Origin of the sequence: Pseudarthrobacter sp. MM222, assembly GCF_947090775.1 — a bacterium.
In the GTDB taxonomy this organism is placed as follows: Bacteria; Actinomycetota; Actinomycetes; order Actinomycetales; family Micrococcaceae; genus Arthrobacter.
Map to the genome: position 1 here is coordinate 3783493 of NZ_OX352321.1, position 25836 is coordinate 3809328.

Annotated in this window: 21 protein-coding genes; 8 read left to right on the forward strand and 13 right to left on the reverse strand. The window is 63.9% G+C overall.

From position 1 onward, the window contains the following. Window positions 1–86: 86 nt before the first annotated feature. The 5 genes from OM977_RS17360 to OM977_RS17380 all read right to left on the reverse strand — a co-directional run bounded on the left by OM977_RS17360 (window position 87) and on the right by OM977_RS17380 (window position 6599). The gene (locus OM977_RS17360) at window positions 87–1082 is read right to left on the reverse strand and encodes a threonine/serine dehydratase (RefSeq protein WP_264355130.1); all 996 of its coding nucleotides are present in this window, start codon (window positions 1080–1082) and stop codon (window positions 87–89) included. A gap of 298 nt (window positions 1083–1380) precedes the next feature. Next, the gene (locus OM977_RS17365; protein ID WP_264355131.1) at window positions 1381–2169 is read right to left on the reverse strand and encodes a GOLPH3/VPS74 family protein; all 789 of its coding nucleotides are present in this window, start codon (window positions 2167–2169) and stop codon (window positions 1381–1383) included. A 178-nt stretch (window positions 2170–2347) separates the two neighbouring features. Then, on the reverse strand, window positions 2348–4972 hold the full coding sequence (locus OM977_RS17370; RefSeq protein WP_264355132.1) for a GH32 C-terminal domain-containing protein: 2625 nt from the start codon (window positions 4970–4972) through the stop codon (window positions 2348–2350). A 279-nt stretch (window positions 4973–5251) separates the two neighbouring features. Next, complete coding sequence (locus tag OM977_RS17375; RefSeq protein WP_264357464.1) at window positions 5252–5545, reverse strand: putative quinol monooxygenase; 294 nt, start codon at window positions 5543–5545, stop codon at window positions 5252–5254. A gap of 37 nt (window positions 5546–5582) precedes the next feature. Then, on the reverse strand, window positions 5583–6599 hold the full coding sequence (locus tag OM977_RS17380; RefSeq protein WP_264355133.1) for a LacI family DNA-binding transcriptional regulator: 1017 nt from the start codon (window positions 6597–6599) through the stop codon (window positions 5583–5585). 163 nt (window positions 6600–6762) lie between these two features. On the opposite strand from OM977_RS17380, the gene OM977_RS17385 reads away from it, so the two are divergent. The 4 genes from OM977_RS17385 to OM977_RS17400 all read left to right on the forward strand — a co-directional run bounded on the left by OM977_RS17385 (window position 6763) and on the right by OM977_RS17400 (window position 10881). Continuing rightward, the gene (locus tag OM977_RS17385) at window positions 6763–7881 is read left to right on the forward strand and encodes a substrate-binding domain-containing protein (protein ID WP_264355134.1); all 1119 of its coding nucleotides are present in this window, start codon (window positions 6763–6765) and stop codon (window positions 7879–7881) included. 116 nt (window positions 7882–7997) lie between these two features. After that, window positions 7998–9044 carry an ABC transporter permease gene (locus OM977_RS17390; protein WP_264355135.1) on the forward strand — a complete coding sequence of 349 codons (1047 nt, stop codon included), beginning with the start codon at window positions 7998–8000 and terminating at the stop codon, window positions 9042–9044. Further along, window positions 9041–9835: an ATP-binding cassette domain-containing protein gene (locus OM977_RS17395; protein ID WP_264355136.1), complete on the forward strand. Its 795-nt coding sequence runs from the start codon at window positions 9041–9043 to the stop codon at window positions 9833–9835. Before OM977_RS17390 ends, OM977_RS17395 begins: the two co-directional genes overlap by 4 nt. An 80-nt stretch (window positions 9836–9915) precedes the next feature. After that, window positions 9916–10881: a carbohydrate kinase family protein gene (locus OM977_RS17400; RefSeq protein ID WP_264355137.1), complete on the forward strand. Its 966-nt coding sequence runs from the start codon at window positions 9916–9918 to the stop codon at window positions 10879–10881. Between the two features lie 39 nt (window positions 10882–10920). Here OM977_RS17400 and OM977_RS17405 read toward each other — a convergent pair whose 3' ends face one another. After that, window positions 10921–12894, reverse strand: coding sequence for a glycoside hydrolase family 32 protein (locus tag OM977_RS17405; RefSeq protein WP_264355138.1), 1974 nt, complete (start codon window positions 12892–12894; stop codon window positions 10921–10923). Window positions 12895–12975: 81 nt separating this feature from the next. Further along, window positions 12976–14571, reverse strand: coding sequence for a glycoside hydrolase family 68 protein (locus tag OM977_RS17410; RefSeq protein ID WP_264355139.1), 1596 nt, complete (start codon window positions 14569–14571; stop codon window positions 12976–12978). Between the two features lie 556 nt (window positions 14572–15127). Between OM977_RS17410 and OM977_RS17415 the strand changes: the two genes are divergently transcribed. Beyond that, window positions 15128–15457, forward strand: coding sequence for a hypothetical protein (locus tag OM977_RS17415; RefSeq protein ID WP_264355140.1), 330 nt, complete (start codon window positions 15128–15130; stop codon window positions 15455–15457). A gap of 70 nt (window positions 15458–15527) precedes the next feature. Here OM977_RS17415 and OM977_RS17420 read toward each other — a convergent pair whose 3' ends face one another. Beyond that, entirely contained in the window at window positions 15528–16964 is a 1437-nt protein-coding gene (locus OM977_RS17420) for an MFS transporter (RefSeq protein WP_264355141.1), read from the reverse strand. 186 nt (window positions 16965–17150) lie between these two features. Between OM977_RS17420 and OM977_RS17425 the strand changes: the two genes are divergently transcribed. Beyond that, window positions 17151–17750, forward strand: a complete 600-nt coding sequence (locus OM977_RS17425) for a PadR family transcriptional regulator (RefSeq protein WP_264355142.1) — start codon at window positions 17151–17153, stop codon at window positions 17748–17750. 95 nt (window positions 17751–17845) lie between these two features. Here the strand turns inward: OM977_RS17425 and arfA are convergent, their stop codons facing one another. The 5 genes from arfA to OM977_RS17450 all read right to left on the reverse strand — a co-directional run bounded on the left by arfA (window position 17846) and on the right by OM977_RS17450 (window position 23848). Then, window positions 17846–19384 (reverse strand): arabinosylfuranosidase ArfA, encoded by a 1539-nt coding sequence (arfA, locus tag OM977_RS17430; RefSeq protein WP_264355143.1) that lies wholly within the window; start codon window positions 19382–19384, stop codon window positions 17846–17848. Window positions 19385–19433: 49 nt separating this feature from the next. Then, the gene (locus OM977_RS17435; RefSeq protein ID WP_264355144.1) at window positions 19434–20330 is read right to left on the reverse strand and encodes a carbohydrate ABC transporter permease; all 897 of its coding nucleotides are present in this window, start codon (window positions 20328–20330) and stop codon (window positions 19434–19436) included. Window positions 20331–20332: 2 nt separating this feature from the next. Then, window positions 20333–21286 (reverse strand): carbohydrate ABC transporter permease, encoded by a 954-nt coding sequence (locus tag OM977_RS17440; RefSeq protein ID WP_264355145.1) that lies wholly within the window; start codon window positions 21284–21286, stop codon window positions 20333–20335. 28 nt (window positions 21287–21314) lie between these two features. Further along, complete coding sequence (locus OM977_RS17445; protein ID WP_264355146.1) at window positions 21315–22649, reverse strand: extracellular solute-binding protein; 1335 nt, start codon at window positions 22647–22649, stop codon at window positions 21315–21317. Window positions 22650–22846: 197 nt separating this feature from the next. Further along, window positions 22847–23848, reverse strand: coding sequence for a LacI family DNA-binding transcriptional regulator (locus tag OM977_RS17450; protein WP_264355147.1), 1002 nt, complete (start codon window positions 23846–23848; stop codon window positions 22847–22849). Between the two features lie 173 nt (window positions 23849–24021). Between OM977_RS17450 and OM977_RS17455 the strand changes: the two genes are divergently transcribed. Both OM977_RS17455 and OM977_RS17460 read left to right on the forward strand, forming a co-directional pair. Continuing rightward, the gene (locus tag OM977_RS17455) at window positions 24022–25278 is read left to right on the forward strand and encodes an FAD-binding protein (RefSeq protein ID WP_264355148.1); all 1257 of its coding nucleotides are present in this window, start codon (window positions 24022–24024) and stop codon (window positions 25276–25278) included. Between the two features lie 105 nt (window positions 25279–25383). Then, window positions 25384–25809, forward strand: a complete 426-nt coding sequence (locus tag OM977_RS17460; protein ID WP_264355149.1) for a pyridoxamine 5'-phosphate oxidase family protein — start codon at window positions 25384–25386, stop codon at window positions 25807–25809. Window positions 25810–25836 lie beyond the last annotated feature (27 nt).

A 25836-nucleotide genomic window follows, 5' to 3' on the forward strand; every position in this document is an offset into this window, starting at 1 on the left:
CTTTCGGAAACTGTCGGGAGGCTGTGAGATCCCGCGGCGGGTGGGGCTACGGCTCAGACCCGTTCCTCTGCCGCCCACCGGTCTGTTCACCGCGAGGCTTTTTGCTTATCGCTTTCGGGAAGGTACTCGAGGGTGCTCGCATCGGTGTTGGCCCCGCAAACGATCACTGCTATGCGTTCCCCTTCGCGGGGCACGTACGCGCCGGAGGTGAGCGCGGATAGGGCAGCGGCCGCACCGTATTCGGCGGGGATGCGATATTCGCTCCACAGCTGTGACCGGGCGGAGGCGATTGCGGAGTCATCTACCAGCACGGAAGTGGGCGGAACCCGCGACGCCATGTTGAACGCGATTTCGCCGACGCGTCGGGCGCCCAGGGAATCGGCTGCGATTCCGGAAACGGGCACATCGACAGGGTGTCCGGCGGCCAGGGCTGCGTTCAGGGTGGGGATGTTGAAGGGTTCGACCGCGACGACGCGGGCCCGGTCCTCCGCCGCCGCGACGACGCGGGCCCGGCCCTCCGCCGCCGCGGCGACGCCAGCGTAGAGTCCGCCGCCGCCGACGGCGACGATGATCGTGTCGACACCGGGCTCGTCCTCGAGTATCTCCTCGGCGACGGTCCCTGCACCCGCGGCGATTTCGAGTTGGTCGTAAGCGTGGCAGAAGAGGGCACCGCTTTCCTCCACGTACCGTATTGCCGCGGCATAGGCCTCTGCGTACTCCGCGCCTACTTGGTGGACGGTTGCCCCGTACCCGAGGAGACGCTCAACCTTCACGCGCGGAGCAGCCTCGGGCACGAACACGGTCGCTGGCACTCCGAGGGCCGCTGCCGCGTAGGCGTTGGCCAGGCCGGCATTGCCGCCGGAGGCCGCCACGACGCCGATGGCGGGGTTTAGTTCGCCCCGCTCCCGGGCGGCGAGGAGACGGTTGAAGGCGCCGCGGGCTTTGAAGACGCCCGTGTGCTGCATAAACTCGCACTTGAGCCATAGCGGAGCGGCATCGGTACCGGCGCGGAGCAGGGGCGTGCGCCGTACGTAGCCCTTTATGCGTTTTTCTGCCGCGAGTACATCGGCTCGGTTGATCACGGGTCTCCTTCTGATAGCCCGAGGCCTGCAGCAGCGCGTGCAGGCGGTCGGGAAACGCCGTGTTGAGGTCGGCGGCGCCTGACGAAGTTCTCAGGCCCGACTCAGGCGCACACCGGTGAGAATCTCTGCCCCCGCAACTACGGCTGTGATGAACAGCAGCTGGCGCGGCTTGATAGCGCGGCCCCTCGCCCTGTTATTGGCTGAGCCTAACAGGAGGCGTCGGCGCTATACCGTTGGCGGCGGGCTCATGGAGTCCGCGCAGACCGACGACTCCCGCGCCCGGCGATTTGAGGCAGCCTCATAAGGTTGCGGCTTCTTCCTCCGCCAGCCTGATCATGCGCAGTTCGTCCTCCACTGCACGGGAAGGCCAGTAGCCCTTCGCCAGTTCACTTGCCCGGACTCTATCTGCTGCCGGAAAGAGCTTGCCGAACAGCCCGGCCGCCTGAAGCAGGGCGATCAACGCGGTGGTTCTGGCGTCGGGCGCCTTCGAATCAGGCTTCGCGGGAGCAGGCGCTCCGGCAACAGGCACCGTGGCATCAGGCATCGCGGGAACAGGTGCCCTTGCATCAGACGCTTCCGCATCGGGCTGGGCAACGGGCGCCGTGGCAGCAGGCTTCGCCTGTTCCCACGGCGGACCGCTGAGCGCGGTCTGGATGCTTTGCAGGATCGCCGCCTCCGGAGCGTGGTCCTTCTCCGGGTACCGCACGGGCCGGAACCGACCCAGGTGCTTTTCGCCGATATGCTCCACGATGCCAAGGGACGCCATCCCCTCGTACACCCGCTGCACTTCGGCGCGGCTCTCGAACATGGAGACCCACCGCTTGGGGGTATGCGGCCGAGACTTGCCGCGGATGAGCTCCAGCTCGTGCTGCAAGCCCGTTTCCGGGGCGGTGTCTGTTGCCCTGACGCGCTTCCCCTGCAGCCCGATTGCACCGATCAGGTCCAGCTCGGCCAGTATTGCCCCTGCCAGAGTGGTCCTGAGCGCGTACACCGGCACCTCAGGTTTGCCGTTCATGTCGTTCGTAGCCAACAGGAGGAAGGCCTGGGGCAGGTTCAGCTGCGCCGCCTTCGGTGTTTCAGCGTTCATACGAATATCGTGGCCCAGTTGGGCAGCCGCGACAATGAGGATTTACAAGCGTCGACGTCGGCGTCTGCAATGCGCTGCCGTTGGCAAGGAAAAGCCGAAGGGACTGCGACCGGTGCAATACCGGACGCAGCCCCTCGGGCTCCAACCTCATGGGGAGCAGGCGTGCAGTGGGCTACGGCTACTTCTTTTCGGGGAGGAAGATTGCCTTCTCCAGCGGTGTCACGGTGAGTGATTTGAGCTGAGCGGTCCCGCCTTCGGCGAAGAGGGCCATCTTGTCGGCTCCGGCGTTGGGGAACACCTGGTCGGTGATGGTCCGCAGGCCGTCCTGGGCGAACACCTCGACTGATGAGCGGTCGAGGTAGATCCGCATGGTGATGTTGCCGTTCTTGTCCAGGGTGACGGGGGCGTCCTCGATGGAAGCGAATGCCGGGTGGAAAGCGGTGTTTCCGGAGTTGGTGCGGTCAACGAAGAGCTTTCCGGTCGCAGCGTCGTAGCCGATAACGGTGGATGACGTTCCATCGCCCAGCACGGTGATGCCGGATTTCGTGGCCGTGCCCGGAGCGAGGGTGATATCGACTCGCTGGACCTGGCCTGAGGCGGCGGCGGGCAGCGGCGTTGTTCCCTGCGGGATCGGGATGCCGCCCTTGGCAGAGTAGCTAGGCTTTTGGGCCAGCTTGTCGACCTGCTTGACGGCACTTTGGGTAAGTCGGGGGCCGTCAGGGGTCTGGGTTAGCTTGACCTCGCGGGGAAGTGCCATGGCGCTGCGCCAGGGGCTGGTAGGGATGTCGTTGGCGTAGTCCCAGTTGTTCATCCAGCCGAGCATTACCCGCTTGTCTTCGGGCATGTTGGCGAAGGACACGGCGGCGTAGTAATCACGGCCGTAGTCCAGCCAGTCATATGTCTCCAGGGATGAGACTGCCGGTTTGGACGAGAGCATGAATTCGTCCGCGAGGATGTGGCCCCAGCCGAATCGGTTGTTGTCGACAACTTTGATTTGTGCCTGTTGACCAACGAATTCCTTAACATTCCATGATGCCCGGTCGAGCGATTCACTGTCGTTTCCCGTGGCCGTGCGGACCACCTGTCCGTTGATTACCAGGTTCACGGATTCTTCATCGGATCTGGGAACAGCGGCGGTGTCGGTCAGCATGACGTGGTCCAAGGTCAGGTGTCCCCACCCGCCCGTGGCCTGGTCAACGACACGCAACTGTGCATTCTGCCCCGCGAATTCGGAGACGTCCCAGCCTTTCCAATTCAGCACTCCGGAATTGTCTCCCGCTAGGGAGCGGACCACGTTGCCGTTGATGAGCAACTGGGCCGCCAGGGTCTGTCCGGAGTTCGCGGAGCGGTTGCCGCCGCCGACCAGCATGCTCATGAAATTCTTGGTAATGGAGAATTCCGGTGATGTCAGGGTGCCCTGTCGGTCATCGCCCGGCGTGGTGCCGGTCTCGAAAGTGTTGATCCGTTTGGTTCCGATGTAAAAGTCCCCGCCGCTGGTGGAGGGCTGGGAACTGGGTGCGACGTCGCCGGTTCCGGACCAGCCGGCGTCGGCCAGTGTTGTCCCTGGGGGAACCTCGAAGCCGTCGAATTTGAGCTCTCCCTGGGGCGGGGTGTTGTCCAGTTTGTCGGAGGCTCGCGGGTGCTTGCCGCCGCCCACGAGGAAGTTCAAATAGTCGTCGGTCACCGTGAAGGTTGGTGACTGCATGGACCCAAGCGGCCAGTCGCCGTCGTTGAAGGAGTTGACGAGCCCGGCTCCAGCGAAGCCGGTGACTGCCTGCTGCCCGCCGATTGTTCCGGCCGCGGGAGCGTCAGTGAAGGGACCGTTCATCCGATTGCCGGGCTCGTTGTTCACAGTCCAGCCGTCGTAGGTTCCGTCGTTGAACCCGGCCAGGACAGTGCCGGGAGGAAGCGTAGCTACGGGCTTGGTGGTTTCGGAGGTGAAGGTGGTGCCGTCGAAGTTACCCACGAAATACTGGCCGGCGGAGCCGCCGGCCACACCGCCGGGGTTGATGTTGACCACCATGACCCATTTGATGTTGTTCTTGTCGCCGTCCACGGCCAGGGGGAACAGGTCAGGGCACTCCCACTGCCCGCCGGTGGCATTGGCAGGCCCGAATTCACTCAACGCGGTCCAGTCCTTGAGGTTGGCTGACTTGTACAGGACCACCTTGTGCTCCTGGGCTTCCACGGCGGTCATGACCCAGTAACCGCCGCCGGCCGGGTTGTCGTACCAGAACACTTTGGGGTCACGGAAGTTGGCGGAGTTCCGGTTCAGGACCGGGTTGCCGGAGTACTTGGTCCAGGTCTGGCCGTCGTCCAGGCTGTAGGCCAGTGACTGCGCCTGCAGGCCACGATGCGGAGAAGCTTCCTTATACGCGCTGGTGTATACCGCGATCAGGGGCGGGTTTGTTGCTGTCCCGAAACCGGAGGTGTTGTCCTTGTCCACCACGACGCTGCCGGAAAAAATGTCCTGCTGGGCATCGGTGGAGATGGCTAGGGGTTGCTCCTGCCAGTGGACAAGATCCTTGGAGGTGGCGTGGCCCCAGGACATGTTTCCCCAGGTGTTGCCGGAGGGGTTGTGCTGGTAGTACAGGTGGTAGACGCCCTTGTGGAAGACCATCCCGTTGGGGTCGTTCATCCAGTTTTTTTCGGGCGTGTAGTGGAATGCCGGCCGGTAGGGTTCGTCCCCGAGGCCTGTGGCAGCCGACGCCGGCAGGGAACCTGCCAGTGCCGCGGCCAGCGTCAGCCCCGCGAGTGTCAGCGCAGAAACGGCATGCGTCCCGTGGGTGGTCGTTCTCTTCATCTGCTTGTTTCGCCCTTCATCGCGCGTGTCTTCGATAGACAACGTTGTCAGTGCGAAGGACACTAAGTTATGTCCAACGGACAAGTCAACGGATTTGGCGACTGGATCAGGCGACTACTGGTCCAGTGGCAGAGGCGGGCGGGGCCGGGGACAAGGCACCAAAAAATTCCCCACCAATGGAATGCTGGAGGGGTATATTCCGGTGTGCTGTTCCGTTAGGCCCTACCAGGGGAGCTCAGGCTCCCCTGGTGAATTTGATGGCGGGAGCTGGGCTGCCGGCTATTCCACCGGCAGGAGCCAGGTCAGCTCCGAGCCGTCGCCTTCGATGTGGCGGGCCAGCTCCTCATTGAACCTGGCGCCGTAATCCGCGCCGATGTGTTCCTGGAAAGCGGCTTCATCCCGGTAGACCTCGAAGACAAAGTACTCCCGCGGATTCTCTTCCCGGGTATAGGGAAGGAATAACTCATTGCCTGGCTCCCGCCGGACGTGCCGAGTCAGTTCAAGCATCATTTCTGCGACACGGGCTTCACTGCCGGGTTTGACGGTGAACTCGGCATACAGGGTTTTGGTCATCATGGTCCCTTTCAGGTCGATGGGTTCGGCGGAGCATTCAGGAAGTTTCTTCACGGTCAGGCCGGGGGCGGATCTCTCCGGAGCCCCTTTGTATCAGCTCAGACGGGACAACATAGGTATGGGGAGGCTGCTGGTCGCCGTCGATCCGGGCCAGCAGCCGCTCCGCTGCCAGCTTTCCGATTCGTTCGGGATGCTGGGCGATGACCGTCACGCCGGGATCCATCATGTCGGCGAGCGTGAAGTCATCGAACCCTATCAACGCCACGCGCTTGCTCAGCCCAAGCTCTCGCAGAGCACGCATCACACCGAAGGTGATGAGGTTCTGACTGGAGAAGATGGCAGTCGGTGGTTCCGCAGCAGTGAGAAGCTCCAGGGCGGCCAGTCGCGCTGATTCCTCGTCGTGAAGGTTCTCGCGGACGGGAACCGTTGAGGTGGGAACTCCCTGCCGGCCAACCTCCTCCATGAATCCCCGCCGGCGTTCCCGGGCGGTCTGGATGTCTGTGCGGTCCCCCAGGTAGGCGAGCCTGGAGTGGCCGCCGCTCATCAGGTGAGCGGCCGCCCTCGCAGCGCCTGCGGCGTTGTCGGTCACGACGGCGTCTGCTTCCATTCCTACCGGTTCCCGGTCGATAAAGACCAAGGGCAGGTCACGGGAATGCTCCGGGATTACATACGCCTGGCTCCTGGCGATTGGCGTGAGGATGAGCCCGTCGACGCGCCGGCCAAGAAATGCTGTAACGATGGCCTGCTCCCGCTGCGGGTCATCATCGAGGCTCGCGGCAAAGACCGCTATGCCTCTGGCCCCCAGCGCATCTTCTATTGCCCGGTTGATCTCGCCGCTGAATGGGTTGGAGACACTTGGAAGAAGGAGCCCGATAGAGAGCGTTCTTCTGCCCGCGCGGCGGAGGCTGCCGGCCGCCATGTCAAGCTGGTAATTCAGTTGTTGGGACGCGCTGAGCACCTTTTGCCGGGTGGTTTCTGACACGCCGGGTTCATCGTTGATTACCCGGGAGACGGTCTTTATACCGACGCCGGCGAGTGCTGCCACGTGGCGCATTGTGGGACGACTGACGGAAAGGGCCGGCTGGCTACGATCGGACATCGTTGTCAAGAAAATCGCTCCTTCTAAGTGCATCTATTGACTCTCCGGTGTGATGCTGGTTACATCGTACATGACATCGTTGTCGAGGCCAGTGAGGCCTCAAACACCAGGAGATTCAATGTTGAGTTCCAAAGCACCCCGTTCAACGGCCACCCGCCTGTTCGCTGCAGGAGCAGTGCTGACCCTGGGAACGCTCAGCCTTTCAGCCTGTGGTGGAAGTTCCCCGTCCGCCTCATCAACTGGAAGCGCGTCCGCTGAAAAGGTCGGCGTGTCCCTGATCGTCAAGACCACGACCAACCCGTACTTCGTCTCCATGCAGGACGGCGCGAAGAAGGCGGCCGAGGCCGGTGGCGTGGACCTGAAGCTCGCAGCCGGCAAAGCTGACGGCGACGAGGACACCCAGATCCAGGCCATCGAAAACGCCATCTCCAAGGGCGACAAGGGCATCCTGATCACCCCCAACGGTCCGTCCGTAGTGGACGCCCTGAAGAAGGCCAAGGACGCCGGGCTCTTCGTCATCGCCCTGGACACCGTGCCCGACCCCGCCGACGCCGCCGACATCACATTCGCCACGGACAATTTTGCCGCCGGCGAGCTGATCGGCAAATGGACCGCCGCCCAGCTGGACGGAAAGAAAGCGACCATCGCCCTCGTCGACCTCTTTGACGACAAGGTGGTCTCGGTTGACTACAACCGGGACCAGGGCTTCCTGACAGGGCTCGGTATCGACACCGCGGACAAGAAGAAAAACGGCGACGAAGCCAAGACCGGCAAGTACACCGGCGGCAAGGGAGGCGACTACGAGATCGTGGGCAGCCAGGCCTCGCAGGGCGCCGAGGACGGCGGCCGCACGGCCATGGAAACCCTGCTCGCCAAAAACCCGAACATCAACGTCGTCTACACCATCAATGAACCAGCAGCCGCGGGTGCTTTCGAGGCACTGAAGGCCGCCGGTAAGGAAAAGGACGTCCTGGTCGTCTCGATTGACGGCGGTTGCACCGGCGTCAACAACATCAAGTCCGGTGTCATCGGAGCCACTGCCCAGCAGTACCCGGTCAAGATGGCCGAACTGGGCGTCAAGGCAATCGTTGAACTTGCCAAGACGGGCAAGAAGCCGGCCAACTCCCCAGGGCTGGACTTCTACAACACCGGCGTCGAGCTGGTCACTGACAAGCCGGCCGACGGCGTCAAGAGCATCACCACCACCCAGGCCTCCGACATCTGCTGGGGAAAGTAACAACCCCCAGCTTTCGCTGCGGCGCGGGGAGGCCTGAGCCCGTTATCGGCCTCCCCGCACTTCATCAACCGAGCTAGCTCCGCTCTAGCAACCATCACCGAAGATCAGGACCCATCGTGACCCAGCAACAGACCGCCGGCCCGCCCAGCGCCGGGCAAGCCGACCTGGCCGAGGAATTCCTTGACCGCCAGACACCGCTCAGCCGCATACGCAATATCCTCCACCGCTACCCCGCTGTCAGCCCCGCCCTCGTACTTCTCATCGCCGTGGTCGTGTTCGGCCTCCTCAACGACAGGTTCCTGCGGGTTGAAAACCTCTCCCTGATTACCCAACAGGTCTCCGTCGTCGGCACCCTCGCCATCGCCCAGACCCTCATCATCCTCACCGCAGGCATCGACCTGTCCGTCGGTGCCGTGATGATCCTCTCCTCCATGGTCGTGGCCCAACTCGCCGTCAACAACGGACTTCCCGCGCTAATCGCCCTATTCGCGGGCCTGGTCGTCGGACTCGCAGCCGGAGCCCTGAACGGATTCCTAGTCACCAGATTCCGGCTCCCCCCGTTCATCGTCACCCTCGGCACGCTGAACATCTTCATTGCCCTGACCTTGCTCTACTCCAACGGCGCTACTGTGCGCGGCTCGGCGATGCCGGACCTGCTGACCTGGACCGGCAGCACCTTCCCGGTGGGGCCGGTCAGAATCTCCACGGGCGTCGTCGTGATGCTCCTGCTCTACATCGCCATCGCGTTCATCCTCGGAAAAACGGCCTGGGGCCGGCACGTCTACGCCGTGGGCGATGACAAGGAAGCCGCCCGTCTGGCAGGCATCGCTGTCAACAAAGTGCTCATGAGCGTCTACCTCGCCGCCGGCGCCGTCCTGGCCATCGGCGCCTGGATCCAGATCGGCCGAACCAACGCCGCCAGCCCCAACGCCGGAGTAGACCTGAACCTGGACTCCATCACCGCCGTCGTCATCGGCGGAACCAGCCTCTTCGGCGGACGCGGGTCCGTCTGGGGCACCCTATTGGGCGCCTTGATCGTCGGCGTCTTCCGCAACGGACTCTCCCTCGCCGGGCTCGACGTGCTCTACCAGACCCTCGCCGTGGGCGTCCTCATCATCCTCGCTGTGTCCATCGACCAGTGGATCCGAAAGGTCAAGTCATGACCATGACAGAATCTGCAGCCCCCCACGTCGCCACCCGCGAGCCCATCCTGAAGGCCAGGAACCTTGTCAAGACCTTCGGCCGCGTCGTGGGCCTGGACGGCGTCAGTCTGGACCTGTACCCGGGCGAAGTCCTGGCGATCATCGGCGACAACGGCGCCGGAAAATCAACCCTGATCAAGTGCCTCACCGGAGCCGAAGTCCCGGACTCCGGCGAGCTCTTTGTCTCGGGCCAGCCGGTCCACTTCAAACGCCCGCAAGACGCCAGGGTCCACGGCATCGAAACCGTGTACCAGAACCTGGCCGTCTCCCCGGCACTGGACGTTGCCTCCAATCTGTTCCTGGGCCGCGAGGAAAGGCGTGCCGGACTCCTCGGGAGCGTGTTCCGGATGCTTGACACCAAAGGCATGCGCACGAAGGCACGGCAGGAACTGGCCCGGCTCGGCATTTCCACGCTCCAGGACGTCACCGTGCCGGTGGAGAACCTGTCCGGCGGCCAGCGCCAGGCTGTCGCCGTGGCCCGCGCCGCGGCGTTCGGTTCAAAGGTTGTCGTGCTGGACGAGCCTACGGCGGCGCTCGGTGTGCGGGAATCCAACCAGGTCCTGCAGCTGGTCCGGGACCTCCGGGACCGCGGCCTGCCAGTCATTTTGATCAGCCACAACATGCCCCACGTGTTTGACGTGGCAGACCGGATCCACATCCAGCGCCTGGGCAAGTGCGCGGCCACGATCACGCCGCAATCGCACAACATGACCGATGCAGTTGCGATCATGACCGGTGCTGCCACCGCCTGACCCGGCACCACCCGATTCGCTCACCAACTCCGTCCGCGGGCCTGCACAGGGCCCGCGGACGGCTCCATGAAAGGCTCCCCGTGCCCGCCAGCTTTCCTTCACCCACTGCCATTTCTACAGTCACTCCGGACGTCGTTGTTGTTGGCGAGGCGCTAGTGGACGTCGTCGCCGCATCCGAAGGCATCATCGAGCACCCGGGCGGCTCACCGATGAACGTTGCCTACGGCCTGGGGCGCCTGGGGGTGCCCACTGCCTTGCTCACCTCACTCGGGAATGACGCCCGGGGCGCAGCGATCGAAGCCCACCTCCGCAGTGCCGGCGTCGAGCTCCTCTCTGGCTCAACGTCGGCGGTCCGCACGGCCTCCGCCACCGCCACACTCGCTGCGGACGGCTCCGCCTCATACCGCTTCGACATCAGCTGGGAGCTGGCGCCGGTCGCTCCCCCTTACCTGCCCAGGGTGCTTCACACCGGATCCATCGCCACGTTCCTCGCGCCCGGCGCTTCCGCCGTCAAGAGGCTCCTGGAGCAGGCACACCGTGAGTGCCTGGTGACGTACGATCCCAACGTCCGGCCGGCGCTTCTGGGAAGCCAGGCCGAGGCACGCTCCATCTTTGAAGACCTGGTTCCGCTGACCGACGTCGTCAAGCTCAGCGACGAGGATGCCGCCTGGCTCTACCCTGGGCTTCAGCCCGAGGACGCCGCCGCTCGGATCCTGGCCTTGGGTGCCGGGATGGCCGTGGTGACCCGCGGCGGGCAGGGATCACTGCTGACCACCCCCGCCGAAACAGTGCACGTCCCGGCCATCACATCCGTGGTGGCGGACACTATCGGCGCCGGAGATTCCTACATGGCCGCCCTGATTTTCGGTCTGCTGGCCCGAAGTACCGAAGGGCTGGGGCGTGACGTCCTGGAAAGCCTCGGCCGCAGGGCGTCGAAGGCCGCGGCCATCACTGTCCGCAGGCCGGGCGCCACACCGCCCACGGCCGAGGAACTGACGGCAGAGCTGGCTACCGTAGAGACTTCGGATTCATCCGTTGAGGCCTGACACGCAGCGCGCGCCGGGGAAGCGGTCGCGACTAGCCGGTCAGTGTGTGGAGGCCAGCCGCCTGTAGCTGAAAGCCTTGAGCGTCAGCGCGCCCCCAGCCGTGACGGCCCCGAGGCTCGGCGTCCCTTCGGTGGGGAAAACGAGCGACGTCAGGGTCTTTTCCCCGCCATTGATGAAAACCTCGACCGAGCTATGGTCCACGAAAATCGATAGCTCGACTTTCCCGTCACGGGCCGGGCTGACTGTGCGCCGTGTTGCCCGGTAGTCCGGACCGAGTTCGGCCTTGCCGGTGGCGGCGTCAGCAGACTCGCGTGAGATGTAGGCCGATCCGTCGGAAAAGTCATATCCGACCGTCGCGAATGTTTTTCCATCGCTTCCGAGCTCGATCCTCGCTTCGGATCCGTCGTCGGCCGCCGTCCGCTCAAGCTGCACATCGAGCCGGTAGGCCCCGCCTTCCGGAGCGGGTAGCTGTCCTGCGCCGTCACGGGTCATTCGGCGTTCCCCGGTGGTTGCCGCCGGGCCCTCTATGGACTTCATGGCCGTCGTAGGGGTCGACACAAGGGTCGGCTTCCCCGCGACCGTTTGGAGCCTGATGTCTCGCACCATGGAGTCGGCGCCGCCGTGCCAGTCCTCGGTGGGCAACTGCCGGGCGTAGGCCCAGTTGTTCATCCACCCGATGGCGTGCCGGGAGGACATCCGTTGGCTTTCGGTCAGCCTGGGATCATCCCATGTCACGGCGGCGTAGAAGTCGGAGCCGGCGTCGAGCCACTGATGCGGCGCGTCGGACGGGGTGAAGCGGGTACCGTCCCACGCGCCGGTCCAGTAGGCGACGCCCGTGGTGAGTCCCTCGCCGCTCCCGTTGGCGCTGGCGGCCAGGACCCAGGTCCGTTTGGACGGGTCACCGTCGAGATCCAGCTGGAAGAGTTCCGGGCATTCGAGGGTGCCCAGACCGGTGCGTTCGACGCCGGAAGCGTAGTGCCAGTCCTTGAGGTCCGTTGACGTATACATGCCGATCTTTTCGCCTTCGGCCAGGGCCATCACCCATTGGCTGTGGGCTTCGTCGCGGATAATCTTAGGATCCCGCCAATTCGGTTCGCCGGGGTTTTCCATAACCGGGTTCTTCGCATACGCCGTGAAGGAGTACCCGTTGTCGGTGGAGTAGAACAGGGATTGCCGCTGGACGCCCTGATCCTGTTGCGTCATGACCGCGATAACGGCGCCCTTGCCAAAGCCGGCCGAGTTGTCATGGTCCACCACAGCGCTACCGGTCTCGATGTCGCCCAGCCCGTTTTTGTACTTGGCGATCGCTACCCCTTCGTCCTTCCAATGGACCAGGTCTGTGCTCGTCAGGTGGTACCACTCGGTACCGTTCTCGCTCGGATAGCCGGAATTGTAGAGGTAGTAGTAGTGCCACAGCCCGTCCAGCAGGATAGGACGCTGCGGATCATTCATCCAGTTCTTCCCGGGCGTGATGTGATAGCTCGGCCGGAACTCGGATGCTCCCTCGGGCCGGTCGAATGCTGAAGGCGCGGCCGCCAGCTTCTTCCGCGGTACGCCCATGTCGGCGAGCATGGACTCGACGGCTTCGGAGGTCATGCACTCCGGACGAACAATCTCACCTGCTCCGGCGCGGACCACACGGTCCTCCACACTGGACCTGACCTCGACGTCATCTCCAGTCCGGGCAGCTGCCACCCACCCATCGGGGCATTCGATGCTCCGCAGGTCAGTTACGCCCGCGGTCCGGAGCGGATGCGTCAGCGTCTCAAGAGTGCGGTCGGTACCGCTGAGCCAGTACGAGCCGTAGCGCCCGTGGGATTCCTTGGCTTCAGCCTGTGCGCCGGCAATTTCCAGGAGTGCCTGCTCCGCCCGGCCCGGGGCAGCCGGACGGGGTCCCGCCGACGGGATCAGCGCCACTGCGACCAGGACAGCCGCGGCGACTGCCGCCACGACGATCCAGATCGTGCGGGCGTTCAGCCGTCCGGAAGCGAGGCTCTCCGTGAGGTTTTTCATGGTTCAACATTCCTGGTATGAGCGGAGGGAGGAAGCGCCCGGATTCCGGGCGCTTCCTCCTGTTACTGCTTAACTGTTGTCCTACTTGTAGTGGCCGGCACCGCCGACTCTGAGGTTCGTGGGCAGGTAGCCGAACGGACCGAGGCCGTTCTGCCCGAAGCTGCGGTCAACCGCGGAAACACCGTTGCGGAAGTTGATCTTCACCGTGGGCGAGAGGGACCCACCGCGGACACCGTTGACGTTGTCGATGAAGGACTGCACCAGGCCGCCGGGCTGGACGTAGTGCGAGTAGGCCTGGAACTGGCGGCCGTTCTGGCGGGGATCGGGACCCTCGGGCGCATTAGCTGGCATGTTCAGGTCCGTGGGGGATGCCAAAGCCAGGCCGCTGTTATTCATGGGCTGGTAGTCGGAACGGACACCGTCACCGGCGAAGCCGTAGACGCCGTCCGGGCCGCGCATCCCGTCAGCGTACGTGAACTGGTGGCTGATGGTGAACAGGTAGTACTTGTTCTTGCCGTCCTCGTTCTGGATGAAGATCTGCGGACGCTCGGTCTGGTCGTTGACGCAGTTGGCGGACAGGATCGGCGGCAGGAACGACCACTTGGTGAGGTCCTTGTTGTCCGCGACGGCCAGACCGACATTGGCAGTCTGGAACCAGGAACCAGTGCTGTTGACCTGCTCAAGTGTCTCGGCATTCGGATCGCCGGGCCGGTAGCCCAGATCCTCATCCTTGCACTTGTAGTCGCCGCGGGTGCCCCCGGTGTTGCCTTCGAAGACCATAAAGGTCTTGCCCGGGTGCGCCGGGTCCGCAAACGTATACGGGTCACGGAAGGCGAAGCCCGGGTTCTGGGCCTTGTTCTGGTACATGACGCCGTCCGGCTCGAGGAGCTTGGTGTGCTCGAAGCCGTCGAAGGTCACGCCGTTCTTGTCGGCATGGATGTTGCCCAGTGCTTTGGCAATCACGGCATCCGGGGCGATTCCGCCGCCGCCGGCGTTGCGCTCGGCGACGTCGAAGAACGTGGTTGCGGTGTAGAACACGTTGATCTTGTTGCCCTGCATAAGGCGAGTGGAACCGGACCATTCGGTGTTGCCGATGGAGGTGTTGGGCAGGAACAGGTGTCCGCCGTAGTTCCACTTGTCCTTGGCCGGGTCAGCGTTGGTCTTCCTGAAGAAGTAGCCGATCCGGGCGTTCCAGTGCCGCTGGTCGAAGCCGTAGCCGGCCTTCCGGTCAGCGACGAGTGAGAAGATGACGTCCCAGCCCTTGTAACTGATCTGGTTCGCCTTCTCGTCGGTCAGGGACCAGGTGTCCCAAACCCACACATCGTCGTTCATGGCCGGGAAGTCCTCGGGGATCTCCGGCATGGTGACGCTCGGGCTCATGGAGTTCTGGCCAGGGGCCCCGGTTGTGCTGCTCTGCGCCATGATCTGCTTGGCGTCCGCACGCGTCCACTTGGAGGTGAACGCCGCGGCCGGATCGAACGCCTGCTGGGTGTGCTTCGTGGGCAGGGGGAAGCCGGGCGCCGGAGCGGGCATCTGCCCGCCGCTCGGCGGATCCGACGGCGTGTTTGCCTGCGCGGACGGAACGGAAAGGAAAACGGAGGCCGCCACGGCCGCCGCCAGGGCGGCGGCGACAGAACGCCACCGCAGCTTCCGGGGTGTATTGGGGTGCTCGTGCATTGTTGCTCTTCTCGCGGAGTTGAGACCATTCGTGGAAGACGGGCATATGCCCTGGTCCCCCGAAACTCCGACAATCCCAACGACACCACAGGCGTCATCGAGGACGCCTTCGTGTCGAGGGGACGGGACCTGGGTAGGGCCCCGAATGGCAGCCGGGGAATGTTGCGGCCCGGCGCCGGGAATCACGTTAGGCAGGCTTCGCTGGGTTACCAAACCCTGCGTCGGGCGCCGGCAGCCGAGTGCCGCCGTCCGAGTGTAAGCGCTTGCATTAACGTCGGCGCGCGCGTGCCACGGCAGAGAAATCCAGTCAAATGTTGCGGGGGCTACCGCAAAAAAGATGGGAATTACCCGTGGGTAAACCCAAGTGTTGCTGGTTGGTCGCCTGCTCATTCGGAACCGTAGCCATCCGGCATGGCCCGGTAACTGGCCGTCCGCAGACCGACGACTCCAGCGCCTCGCGGTTTCAGGCTGGCCCTATCTAATTCGAGTGCCACCGCACGCTCCAGCAGGCATAAGCTAATACCAGAACGTCTCTTCCAGCGCCGGGAAAGTCATCATGGACTCTGAAACCGCCGATGTGATCGGTCATGATGTCACCACCATCACCTGCGTGTGCGGCAACACCGTCAGCAAGGACGGGTTGATTCAGGCCAACGCACAAGGCGTCCCCGTCTACATCGCAGACAACAGCCCGGTCCCCGCCGAGCTGGCGAAATGGCCTGCGGATGAGGATCTCTACACCCTGTGTCCCTCATGCGGCCGCGTTTACCGTGACTCCGTCATCGAGGAAACAGGGACCGCGCCCGTTGCTTTCCGGGTCGACGTCACCGCAGGCCCGTTTGCCGAGGCCATCAGAGTCCACTGGAACCTCAGCGCCCAGGAATGAATTTGGTGCGGGCACGACGGCGGGACCTCCCGCCGTCGTCTGCTACAGGGGTAAGGGCAACCATTCCTGATCACCCCCGCGCGGCGGCAGGGACCTGTTGGACACTCTTTGTGGCGGGCATCGCGATAACGGCGACGACGGTGAGTACGGCACTGATCAGAACGGCCAGGAACACGGCGGCGGAGGCCGACACGATTGTATGGGGATCCGTGTCGCCGTTCGGGGTGCCTGCGTAGACGGCGTTGGCTATCGCCCCGAAAACGGCGACGCCGATGGCGCTGCCGATCGATCGCGCGAAAAGGTTGGTGCCGGTGACCACGCCGCGCTCGTTCCATTCGACGCTCGTCTGGGCTGCAATGAGGGTCGGGGTCGCCACGAGCCCGAGTCCCAGCCCAACGATGAAGCAACTGCCGGCGGCTAACGCAATGCTGGGGAAGGCGGCGGTGAAGGCGAGTACTCCTGCGCCAATGACGGTGACCGTGATCCCGATCAGGGCGGTCCGCCGGAACCCGATTCGAAGGTACAGGCGGCCCGATTGGGATGCGCTGATCGGCCAGCCGATTGTGAGCGCCGCCAGGGCGAGCCCCGCCAGAATCGGGGAGGTGGAGAGTGCTCCCTCGAGGAACGTGGGAACGTAAGAAGTGAGGCCCAGCATGACGGCTCCGACGCCGAAGGAAATCATCGCCGTCGTCCCCAGCAGCCGGCGGGACGCAACCCACGGCGGCAGGACCGGCTCCGCTGCCCTCCGCTCGACGAGGATGAACGCGGCGAACAAAACCGCACCGCCTGCGAACACTGCGTAGCTGATGGCGGAGTTCCAGGCCCAGCCCTGACCGCCCTCGAGGGCCCCGAGGATGAGCAGGGTCAGGGAGACCGTCAGCAGCCCCGCCCCCAGATAGTCGACCCGGTGCTCTACGCGCTCGATATTCTCGTGGAACGACCGGACCAGCATCCACCCTGCCACCAGGCACAGCGGGATGTTCACGAGGAAAATGCCGCGCCAGATGCCGAGTGAGGCAAACACTCCCCCGAGCGTCGGGCCCACCACCGAGGAGATGGCCCACACGCTCGCAAGGTAGCCCTGCACTTTTGAGCGCTCCGTCAGCGTGTAGATATCGCCGGCGATGGTGATGGCCATCGGCTGGACCGCTCCGGCGCCAAGGCCCTGCACCACGCGGAAGGCGATGAGGGCCGGCATGCTCCAGGCGACTCCACAGAGGATCGAGCCGAGCAGGAACAGGCCGATTCCGAGGAGCATGATGGGTTTGCGACCGATAGTGTCGGAGAGCTTCGCGTAGACAGGAACGGACACTGCCTGCGCCAGCAGGTACGCGGAGAAAAGCCACGGGAACGATGTGAACCCGCCTATTTCGTCCACGATGGAAGGCACCGCTGTCGCCACAACCGTGGCATCGATCGCCACCAGTCCCGTGGAGAGCATCAGGGCAATCAGGACCGGCCCGCGCTTGGACCGGAAGCCGACTCCCTCAGTATGCGTTGTAGTCACGTTGTCTCATTCCCATCGGCGTTCAAAACGCGTTGCCGGCAAAACGGTTCCTGCTCCGACTGCATAACTGCACCCTCCCCCGAATTAGTCCCCGACCCTTGACCGCCGATATTCGCCGATATATCGTTAACTATCGCCGAAGGTTCGGCGATTAAAGGAAACACCGAAAGGAAGGACGATGCCAGCATGAAAGGCATGCACGACGAAGTCACACACGGCGGCCCCGCTCTGGGGCCTTTCGGTCGCGGCAGAAACCGCCGCGGACCCCACGGACACGGCGGTTTCGGGCCCGGCCGCGGGTTTGGACCCGGGTTCGGGCCGGGGTTCGGCCCCGGGTTTGGTCCCGGCGGTTCACGCCGGGCGAGCAGGGGCGACGTCCGTTCGGCTATTCTCTCCCTCTTGGCCGAATCACCGTCCAACGGCTACGGCCTGATTAAGGCCATTGCTGAGAGGACGTCTGGAGCCTGGCGTCCGAGCCCGGGCTCCGTTTACCCGACGCTTCAGCAGCTCGTTGATGAAGAACTCATCGCGCCTGTTGGGGACGGTCGGCGCACGGAGTTCACACTCACCGACGCAGGCAGGGCCTACGTGGCCGATAATGCCGAGGAGCTCGGGAACGCGTGGAACACCCCGCAGGGATCCGGTCCGGCGTTCCATGAAAGCGTGGGAAAGCTCATGGGGGTCATCCACCAGTTCCGCTTCTCAGCTACCGAGGAACAACGCAAGGCGGCGATGGAAAAAATCGATGAAACCCGCCGCGCGCTGTATCAGATCCTCGCCGACTAGCACCTGCGTGATGATCCTGGTGAGCGGACGACGGCGGGACCTCCCGCCGTCGTCCGCCTAAAGCTGCCGCGGCTTAAAGCTTTGCGGGCAACTGGTTAGTTTTTGACGACTTCCAGCTCAATCACAGCCCAGGACAGCGCCGGCAGCGTCGCCCGGAGTTCGGAGCCGCTCGCCTTCGCCCCTTCCAGCGGCTTGAGGCCTACCTGGTCCGGACTGCCTTGGGTGTTGACGGTGAAACGGTTCCCGCCTTCGGGGATTTCAAGGACCTCCGCGCGGAGCACCTGACGGGCATCAAACCCGCGCAGTGCGACTTCAATATCAGCAGCTTCCTCGAGGCCGCGGTTTGCGAAGAACAGCGCCACGCGGCCCGTTTCCTCGTTCCACGTCGCACTGACATCCACGAGATCCGTGCCGCCGAAGCGGGCATTTTCGTACTTGTCCGAGTCCACGGACAGGCGCAGGATCTGGCCTTTCGCCAATTCGGCCATGCGCGCGAAGGGGTGGAAGATGGTCTGCCGCCAGGCCGGGCCGTTTTCCTCGCTGAGGATCGGGGCGATGACGTTGACCAGCTGCGCCTGATTGGCGATCTTGACCCGGTCGCCGTGGCGGAGCAGCGAGTTGAGCAGGGTACCCACGACGACGGCATCCGTCACGTTGTACTTGTCCTCAATGACCCTGGGGTGCTCACGCCAGCCGGCCTTGGCCACCTGGTGCGGCTGGTCCTCGGTATCGAGGCCGCGCTGGTACCAGACGTTCCACTCGTCGAAGGACAAGTTGATGTGCTTCTTGTGCTTACCCTTCGCGCGGACGGCATCGGCAGTTGCGATGACTGATTCGATGAAATAATCGGTGTCCACTGCGCTGGCGAGGAAGCTGCCGACGTCGCCCTCCTGCTCCTGGTAGTAGGCATGCAGCGAGACGTAATCCACTTCCTCGTAGGCGTGGGTCAGCACTGTCTGTTCCCATGCTCCGAACGTGGGCATACCGGAGTTGGAGCTTCCGCAGGCCACAAGTTCGATGTCCGGGTCCACGAACCGCATCGCCTTGCCGGCTTCCTGGGCCAGCCGGCCGTACTCATCCGCGGTTTTGTGGCCGATCTGCCAGGGTCCGTCCATTTCATTGCCGAGGCACCAGAGCTTGATGTTGAACGGGTCCTTGTGCCCGTTCCTGGCGCGCAGGTCCGAAAGGTAGGTTCCTCCGGGATGGTTGGCGTACTCCACGATCTCACGCGCCGCGTCCACTCCCCTGGTACCCAGGTTGATGGCTTCCATGATTTCGGTCCCCGCCTGGCGGGACCAGTCCACGAACTCGTGCAGTCCGAAGGCATTCGTCTCCAGGGTGTGCCAGGCGCCGTCGAGCCGCCGGGGGCGGTTTTCCCGGGGACCCACCCCGTCTTCCCAGTTGTAGCCGGACACGAAATTGCCGCCGGGGTAGCGGATGACGGTGGCCCCGAGTTCCTTGACGAGCTTGAGCACGTCCTGGCGGAAACCGCTCTCGTCCGCCTCCGGGTGGCCCGGCTCGTAGATTCCGGTGTAAACGCAGCGGCCCATGTGCTCAACGAAGGAGCCAAAAAGGCGGCGGGGCACTTCCCCGATGGTGAAGTCTCGGTCCAGGGTGATTCGTGCGCGGGACATGTGGGATATCTCCTTTTGGTTGAACAGGTTCGTTGGAAGTGATCAAGGCTTAGGTGCCGGCGAGGCCGGTGGTCGCAACGCCCTTGATGATCTGGCGCTGGAAGAACAGGAAGACCAGGATGAGCGGCAAGGCCGCGAGCAGTGCGGAGGCCATGTTTTGCGCGTACTGGATGCCGTAGGCGCTCTTGATGGTCTGCAGCCCCACCGGAAGGGTCAGGATGGACCCGTCGTTCGTGGAGATGAAGGGCCACAGGAAGTTGTTCCACGCGCTGATGAAAACGCAGATCGCGACGGCGGCGAGGATGGGGCGCGAGAGCGGCAGGATGATCCGGAGGAAGATCCGCATCCGGCTGGCACCATCCATCACCGCAGCTTCCTCGAGTTCACGCGGAATCTGATCAAAGAACTTTTTGAGCACAAACACCATGGCGGGGTGGATGACCTGGGGCAGGATGACGGCCCAGGCGGTGTCGATCATGTGAAGCGTCACCATTTGGTAAAACAGTGGAATCATCAGCACTGGCGGCGGGATGATGATCGAGGCGATGATCACCGTCATCAGGACCTTTTTGCCGCGGAAGTCGATGCGGGACAGGGCGTAGGCGACCAGCGCTGAGATGACCAGCGTGATCACCGTGATGGCGGCCGAGGTATAGAAGGAATTCCAGGTCCAGAGCGGGATATTGCCGTCCTGGAACACCTTGACGAAAGCGTCCGCTGTAAAGCCCGACGGCGGGATCCAGCTGACCGTCTTCGCTGCGGCGTCGGTCTCGCTCTTGAAGGCCGTAACCGTGGCCCAGGCGAAGGGAACGAGCCACAGGACTGCCAGGAACGCCGCGACCGCCGTCACGGCGGCCTTGCCGGCCGTGATCTTCCTGCGGGGTTTACGGACCGCTGCTGGGCTGGCGGCGTGCGGAGCGGGGAGGGTGAGTGTCTGGGTTGCCATGGTTATGCACTCCTGCGGCGCGTGATGACGAACTGCATGACCGAGACGATCACGATCAGCCCGAAGAAAATATAGGAGACGGCTGCGGAGTAGCCCAGCCGGTAGCCGGTAAACCCGGTTTCGAAGATGTACTGCACTACCGGCCTGGTGGAACCGCTGGGGCCGCCGGCCGTCATCTGGTACACCTGATCAAAGATTTTCAGCGACGCCAGTATCTGGAGGAGGACGATCATCACGGTGGTCGGCGCCAGCTGCGGCAGGGTTATGGAGAAGAACTGTCGCCAGGCTCCGGCCCCGTCCAGCGATGCCGCCTCGTAATGCTGGTGAGGGATGTTCTGCATGGCCGCCAGGTACAACAGAAAGTTGAAGCCGACCGTCCACCACAGCGTGGCGATGACGACGGCCCACATTGCCACATTCGGGTCGTTCAGCCAGGCCACTCTTGGAAGCCCGATTTTCGACAGGGAGTCGTTGATCAGCCCCAGCTGCGGGTTGTACATCCAGGTAAAGAAGAGTGAGACAACGGTCGAGGCGAGCAGGTACGGAGCAAAGTAGGAGAGGCGCCAGAGCCATTCCGCGGGCAACCCGACGCTAAGCAGCGCGGCCATGACCAGGGCAACGATCACCAAGGGCACTGTGCTGATCACCGTGAAGTAGAGCGTGTTGCCTAGGGACCGCCACATGGCCGAATCGGCCATGGCTTCAGCGTAGTTGGCCAAACCAACCAAGCTGTCGTTGGCGCCGGTGAGGGACTTGCCGGTCAGGCTCATGAAGAGGCCGTAAAGAATGGGCCAGACGAGGAAGACCAGGAAGAACGCGAGGAAAGGGGCGGCGAAGCCCCAGCCGGTCAGATTCTCCCTGGTTCGACGGGACGGGGTCGGATTAGGAAGGGGCCGGGCTGGACCGGACGTTGCCGTACGTTCAGCGGCCCGGCGGGATGTTGCTAAGGAACTCATCAGGGACTCCTTTGTCACTCGGGGTGGCTCAGACCGGGTTCGGCCGGGAGAGAAGTGTGTTGGTGCGTTCCGCGAAGGCGTCCCAGCCGTCGGCTGCCTTGTCGCGGCCGAGGAGTACGTTCTGCACGTTTTCGGCAAAGTAGGTTTGCCAGTCCGAGCCGGAGCCGCTGAACCAGGATTCCGGATCGTAATTGAGGATGTCCGCCGCGTTGGCGTAGTGGATCTGCGGTGTCAGGTCCCGGTAGGCCTGTGACTGCACGATCGGCTGATAGGCCGGAATGTGGCCTGCTTCCGCCCAGGACAGCGATCCCTTGAGGAGGTGACTCACGAATTTGTACACGCCGCGCCGCTTCTCGTCATCGGCGTTCAGCTGCCGCGGCAGGACAAAGGAATGCGAGTCGGCATAGGCCGCCGGCGTCCCGTAGAGCGTGGGGATGGTTGCCGCATCGACCGGCAGACCGGCCTTCTTGAGCGTGGGAAGTTCCCAGACGCCGCTGAAAAGCATGCCTGAACCACCGCGGGCAAATTCGGCGATGCCCGTGCTGATGTCCCCGCTCTTGGCCGCGATCGTGTCGTCGAACAGCGACGCCATGAATTCCAGGGACTCGATCGCCGCATCCCTGTCAACCTTCATCGGTTGTCCCGGGGTGAGCACCAGGTCCACACCGTGCTGCTTGTAGAGCGTGTAGAAGAGACGCCACATCTGGGACCCACTGCCGAGATAGCCGAAGGAAAGGCCGTGCGCCTGCGTCACCTTTTGCATCTCCCGGGCCATCGAGAGGAACTCCTGCGGAGAGCTCACGTCCTGCAGCTGCCCGCTGGGGGCGAGCACTCCGGCCTTGCCGGCAACCTCCGTGTTGTAGAACATGACGAAAGGGTGGGAGTCCAGAGCGATGGAAAAAACCTGGCCACTGTGCTGGCTCTTGTCCCAGATTCTGGGGGCGAAGCTCTCCGCTGTCACCCCGTGTTCCGCCAGCAGGGACATGTCCCACGGGTCGATGAGTCCTCCGGGGGCGTAGCCGGGAACCCGGCTGGCGTGCATGATGGCCAGTTCCGGCGGGCGACCTCCGGCTGACGCCATCGCCAGCTTCGTGTAGTACGGCGGCCCCCACGCCAGGACGGTCGGACGCACGTTGAACCCGGGATTGGCCGCATTCGCCTGACCGATCATCGCCTGCATCTTGATGCCGTCACCGCCGGACAGGAGATGCCAGAACGAAATATCCCGCACGGCGGCTGCCGAGGCGGCACCGCCGCAGCCCGTGAGGCCGGCGGCCGCGAACACGCTGCCGAGGGCCGCCGAACCTGCCAGTAACTGCCGCCGGGACACTTGTTTCCCGGCAAAAAAGTCAATCTGCTTCACCCGACACTCCTTTGGATGGGTCCGCTGAAAAGTAAACCTGAGGCCACAAAACCGTGCCGTTCCGGTCCACTGGGTCCCGGGAGCGGCAGGGGTGATGCGACGCGGGACTCACATTACATCGATGTAAAAATCCCCACAAGGGGAAATTGTTAGCGTGAACAAGATGAGGCAGCAGTCTCGTTTAGATGCCGCTCCGGCTAGCCGCGGGTGCTGTCCCGCTCCACGATTCTGTAATCGACGGTGACCACCCTCTGTTCGCCGGTACGGTCTGCCATCCGCTCGGTGAGCAGGCGGAGGGCTTCGCTGGCCACGCGGCGCTTGTCGAAGGAAACAGTGGTGAGAGATGGAACGGCATATTGACCGTCGGCGATGTCGTCAAAGCCCGCCACGGCAACGTCGCCAGGAACGCTGATTCCCCTGTTCCACAACACGCTCATGGCGCCAATGGCCATGGAATCGGTAAAGCAGAACAGCGCCTCGGGGAGCCGGTGGGAGTCCAGATAGGCGGCGAGCGCGACTGCGGCCGTCTGCGGTGTCCACTTTTCGCACGGGATGAGCAGTGAGTCGTCCCGGTCAAGGCCGAGTTCTTCAAGCGCCGCCTGGTAGCCGCGGGTCCGCAGGATTGCAGCGGCGGAGCCCCGGCCTTCTGCGGTTCCGAGCACGGCGATACGGCGCCGGCCGGTCCCGGCAAGCGCCAGGGTCATGTCACGGGCGGCAGCAAAGCTGTCCACCCACACACGGTCGGCCAGTTTTTGGGACACCTCGCCCAGCAGCACCACCGGGGGCAACGAGACGCCCACCTTGACGGCACTCTCGTCCAGCACCACAGGGTTGAGGATCAGGCCATCAATGAGGTTGGACCGGGCGCGGGACATCAGTTCGTATTCGCGCCGGGGATCGGACCCGGTTTCCTCAATCTGAACGCTCCAGCCTTGCTCGTGGGCAACTTCCACCACGTTGTGCGCGATCTCGGCCGAGTAGGGAGTCGCCAGGTCCGGCAGCGCCAGGGCGATCACACCCGACCTGCCGTTGCGCAGTCCGCGGGCGGAGAGGTTGGGCACGTAATCCAGTTCGAGAATGGCCTGCTCCACCTTGACCCTGGTGGCCCCGCTGACCGGAACGATTCCATTCATCACGTTCGAGACAGTCTTGGGTGAGACGCCGGCGCGACGCGCGACGTCCTTGACCGTTGCGCGCACTGCTCCCCTTTCAATGTCATCAGGACCAAGGCAGCAGCCGATGGCTGCTGCTGCGGAGGACTTGCTGATGATGTTACCTCCCGCCCCCGGCGGGCGTCGGCGGCTATGCCTTGACAGCAAAATTGTTAGCGCTCACAGTTGTCGAAACGTAACTTCACCGGAAAGCTAACTGCATGAAGAACTGGGCAGGGAATCTCAATTACTCATCAGCGGCCGTCGTGCGACCGGACTCGGTGGCTGAACTCGCCGAGGTGGTGGCGCGCGCTGGCCGGGTCAAGGCCCTGGGGTCGCGGCACTCCTTCAACCGCGTGGGAGATACAGACGGCGTGCACGTGCTGCTGGACGCCCTGCCGCAGCACATCGAACTGGACTCAGAACGGCGGTCGGTCCGCGTCAGCGGCGGAGTGAGCTACGGCGCCCTGTGCCGTTCGTTGGAACGGTCCGGGTTGGCCATTCACAATCTGGCGTCACTGCCCCACATTTCGGTGGCAGGGGCAGTCCAGACGGGCACCCATGGCTCTGGTGTGGGCAATCCGTCCCTGGCCGGGGCGGTGGAGGCAATTGATCTGGTCCGGCCCTCCGGCGAGCAGGTGTCGATGTCCCACACGGACGGAGAGGAGTTCCTGGGCAGCGTGGTGGGCCTGGGTGCTCTGGGCATTGTCACTGGTCTCCAGCTTGCCGTCCGGCCGAGTTTCAGGATGCGCCAGCGTGTTTTGGAAAACCTCCCGTGGGACCGGGCGCTGGCGGACTTCACGCAGCTCGTGTCCAGCGCCTACAGCGTGAGTCTCTTCACCGATTACGTAGGCGATTCCATCAGCCAGGTCTGGCTCAAGGCGCTGGACTCGGAGCCTCCCCTCGGTGAACTCTTCGGCGCCACGGCTGCCACCCGCCCGCGGCACCCGCTGCCGGGGATGTCGGGCGAGAACTGCACGGTCCAGATGGACCAGCCCGGGCAATGGCTGGACCGGCTACCGCACTTCCGCCACGAGTTCACTCCCAGCAACGGTGAGGAACTACAAAGCGAGTTCATCCTGCCCCAGGAGCAGGCACCTGCTGCACTCGAGGGAGTGCGGAGCCTGGCGGACAAACTTGCACCCCTGCTGTTTGTCTCCGAAATCCGGACCGGCGCCGCAGACGAATTCTGGCTCAGCCCCTTCTACCGGCAGCAGAGCGTTGCCCTGCACTTCACCTGGAAGCCGCTGCAGCCGCAGGTGGAAGCCGTTCTTCCGCAGCTCGAAGACCTGCTTCGGCCGTTCGGGGCCAGGCCGCACTGGGGCAAGCTTTTCACGCCCGGCGGTTACGACTGGGAGTCCCTCTACCCCCGCTTGGCGGACTTCCGCTCGCTGGCATCGGCGCACGACCCGGCGGAAAAATTCCGCAACGGGCTGCTGGACAGCATCCTCGGCGTCCCGGCGGTGAACTCACACTAGGCGGTTGCCGGACGGGCGCGGGGGACTGCCGACCAGCCGCCGTCGGACGCGATAGGAGAGCGATATCCCTTACATTTGTCTGCCATGCGAAGAATGATGGTGCGCATGATGTTCACACATGAAGACCCGGTCCTTGTCCTTGATGAAGAGCAGTCCTGGAAGCTGCTGGAGAACACCCGGCACGGGCGCATTGTCCTGAGCGCCGCCGGCGAGACCGATATCTTCCCGGTCAATTACCGCGCCCACGACGGCGTCCTGCTTATGCGCACCGCCCCGGGCACCAAGCTTGCCGAGATGACGATCAACGCGAACGTGCTGTTCGAAGCCGACGGCATTTTCAGTGAGGAGGCGTGGAGCGTGGTGGTCAAGGGCACGGCCCGGGTGCTGACCCAGGACCAGGAGATCGCCGATGCGGAGGCGCTGAACCTGAAGTCGTGGGTGCCCACGCTCAAGGATTTCTACGTTGAAATCAAACCGTCGCGGATCAGCGGCCGGCACTTCAACCTCGGCGAACAGCCGGAACGGTCCTGAGCGTCTCCCGCTGCCGGAAGCCGGACG

What these genes read in the sequence shown, in the direction of transcription:
- OM977_RS17365 (WP_264355131.1), bottom strand. Translation starts at nt 2,169, where the DNA reads ATGAACGCTGAAACACCGAAGGCGGCGCAGCTGAACCTGCCCCAGGCC.
- OM977_RS17370 (WP_264355132.1), bottom strand. Translation starts at nt 4,972, where the DNA reads ATGAAGAGAACGACCACCCACGGGACGCATGCCGTTTCTGCGCTGACA.
- OM977_RS17375 (WP_264357464.1), bottom strand. Translation starts at nt 5,545, where the DNA reads ATGACCAAAACCCTGTATGCCGAGTTCACCGTCAAACCCGGCAGTGAA.
- OM977_RS17380 (WP_264355133.1), bottom strand. Translation starts at nt 6,599, where the DNA reads ATGCGCCACGTGGCAGCACTCGCCGGCGTCGGTATAAAGACCGTCTCC.
- OM977_RS17385 (WP_264355134.1), top strand. Translation starts at nt 6,763, where the DNA reads ATGTTGAGTTCCAAAGCACCCCGTTCAACGGCCACCCGCCTGTTCGCT.
- OM977_RS17395 (WP_264355136.1), top strand. Translation starts at nt 9,041, where the DNA reads ATGACCATGACAGAATCTGCAGCCCCCCACGTCGCCACCCGCGAGCCC.
- OM977_RS17405 (WP_264355138.1), bottom strand. Translation starts at nt 12,894, where the DNA reads ATGAAAAACCTCACGGAGAGCCTCGCTTCCGGACGGCTGAACGCCCGC.
- OM977_RS17410 (WP_264355139.1), bottom strand. Translation starts at nt 14,571, where the DNA reads ATGCACGAGCACCCCAATACACCCCGGAAGCTGCGGTGGCGTTCTGTC.
- OM977_RS17415 (WP_264355140.1), top strand. Translation starts at nt 15,128, where the DNA reads ATGGACTCTGAAACCGCCGATGTGATCGGTCATGATGTCACCACCATC.
- OM977_RS17425 (WP_264355142.1), top strand. Translation starts at nt 17,151, where the DNA reads ATGAAAGGCATGCACGACGAAGTCACACACGGCGGCCCCGCTCTGGGG.
- arfA (WP_264355143.1), bottom strand. Translation starts at nt 19,384, where the DNA reads ATGTCCCGCGCACGAATCACCCTGGACCGAGACTTCACCATCGGGGAA.
- OM977_RS17435 (WP_264355144.1), bottom strand. Translation starts at nt 20,330, where the DNA reads ATGGCAACCCAGACACTCACCCTCCCCGCTCCGCACGCCGCCAGCCCA.
- OM977_RS17440 (WP_264355145.1), bottom strand. Translation starts at nt 21,286, where the DNA reads ATGAGTTCCTTAGCAACATCCCGCCGGGCCGCTGAACGTACGGCAACG.
- OM977_RS17455 (WP_264355148.1), top strand. Translation starts at nt 24,022, where the DNA reads ATGAAGAACTGGGCAGGGAATCTCAATTACTCATCAGCGGCCGTCGTG.
- OM977_RS17460 (WP_264355149.1), top strand. Translation starts at nt 25,384, where the DNA reads ATGATGTTCACACATGAAGACCCGGTCCTTGTCCTTGATGAAGAGCAG.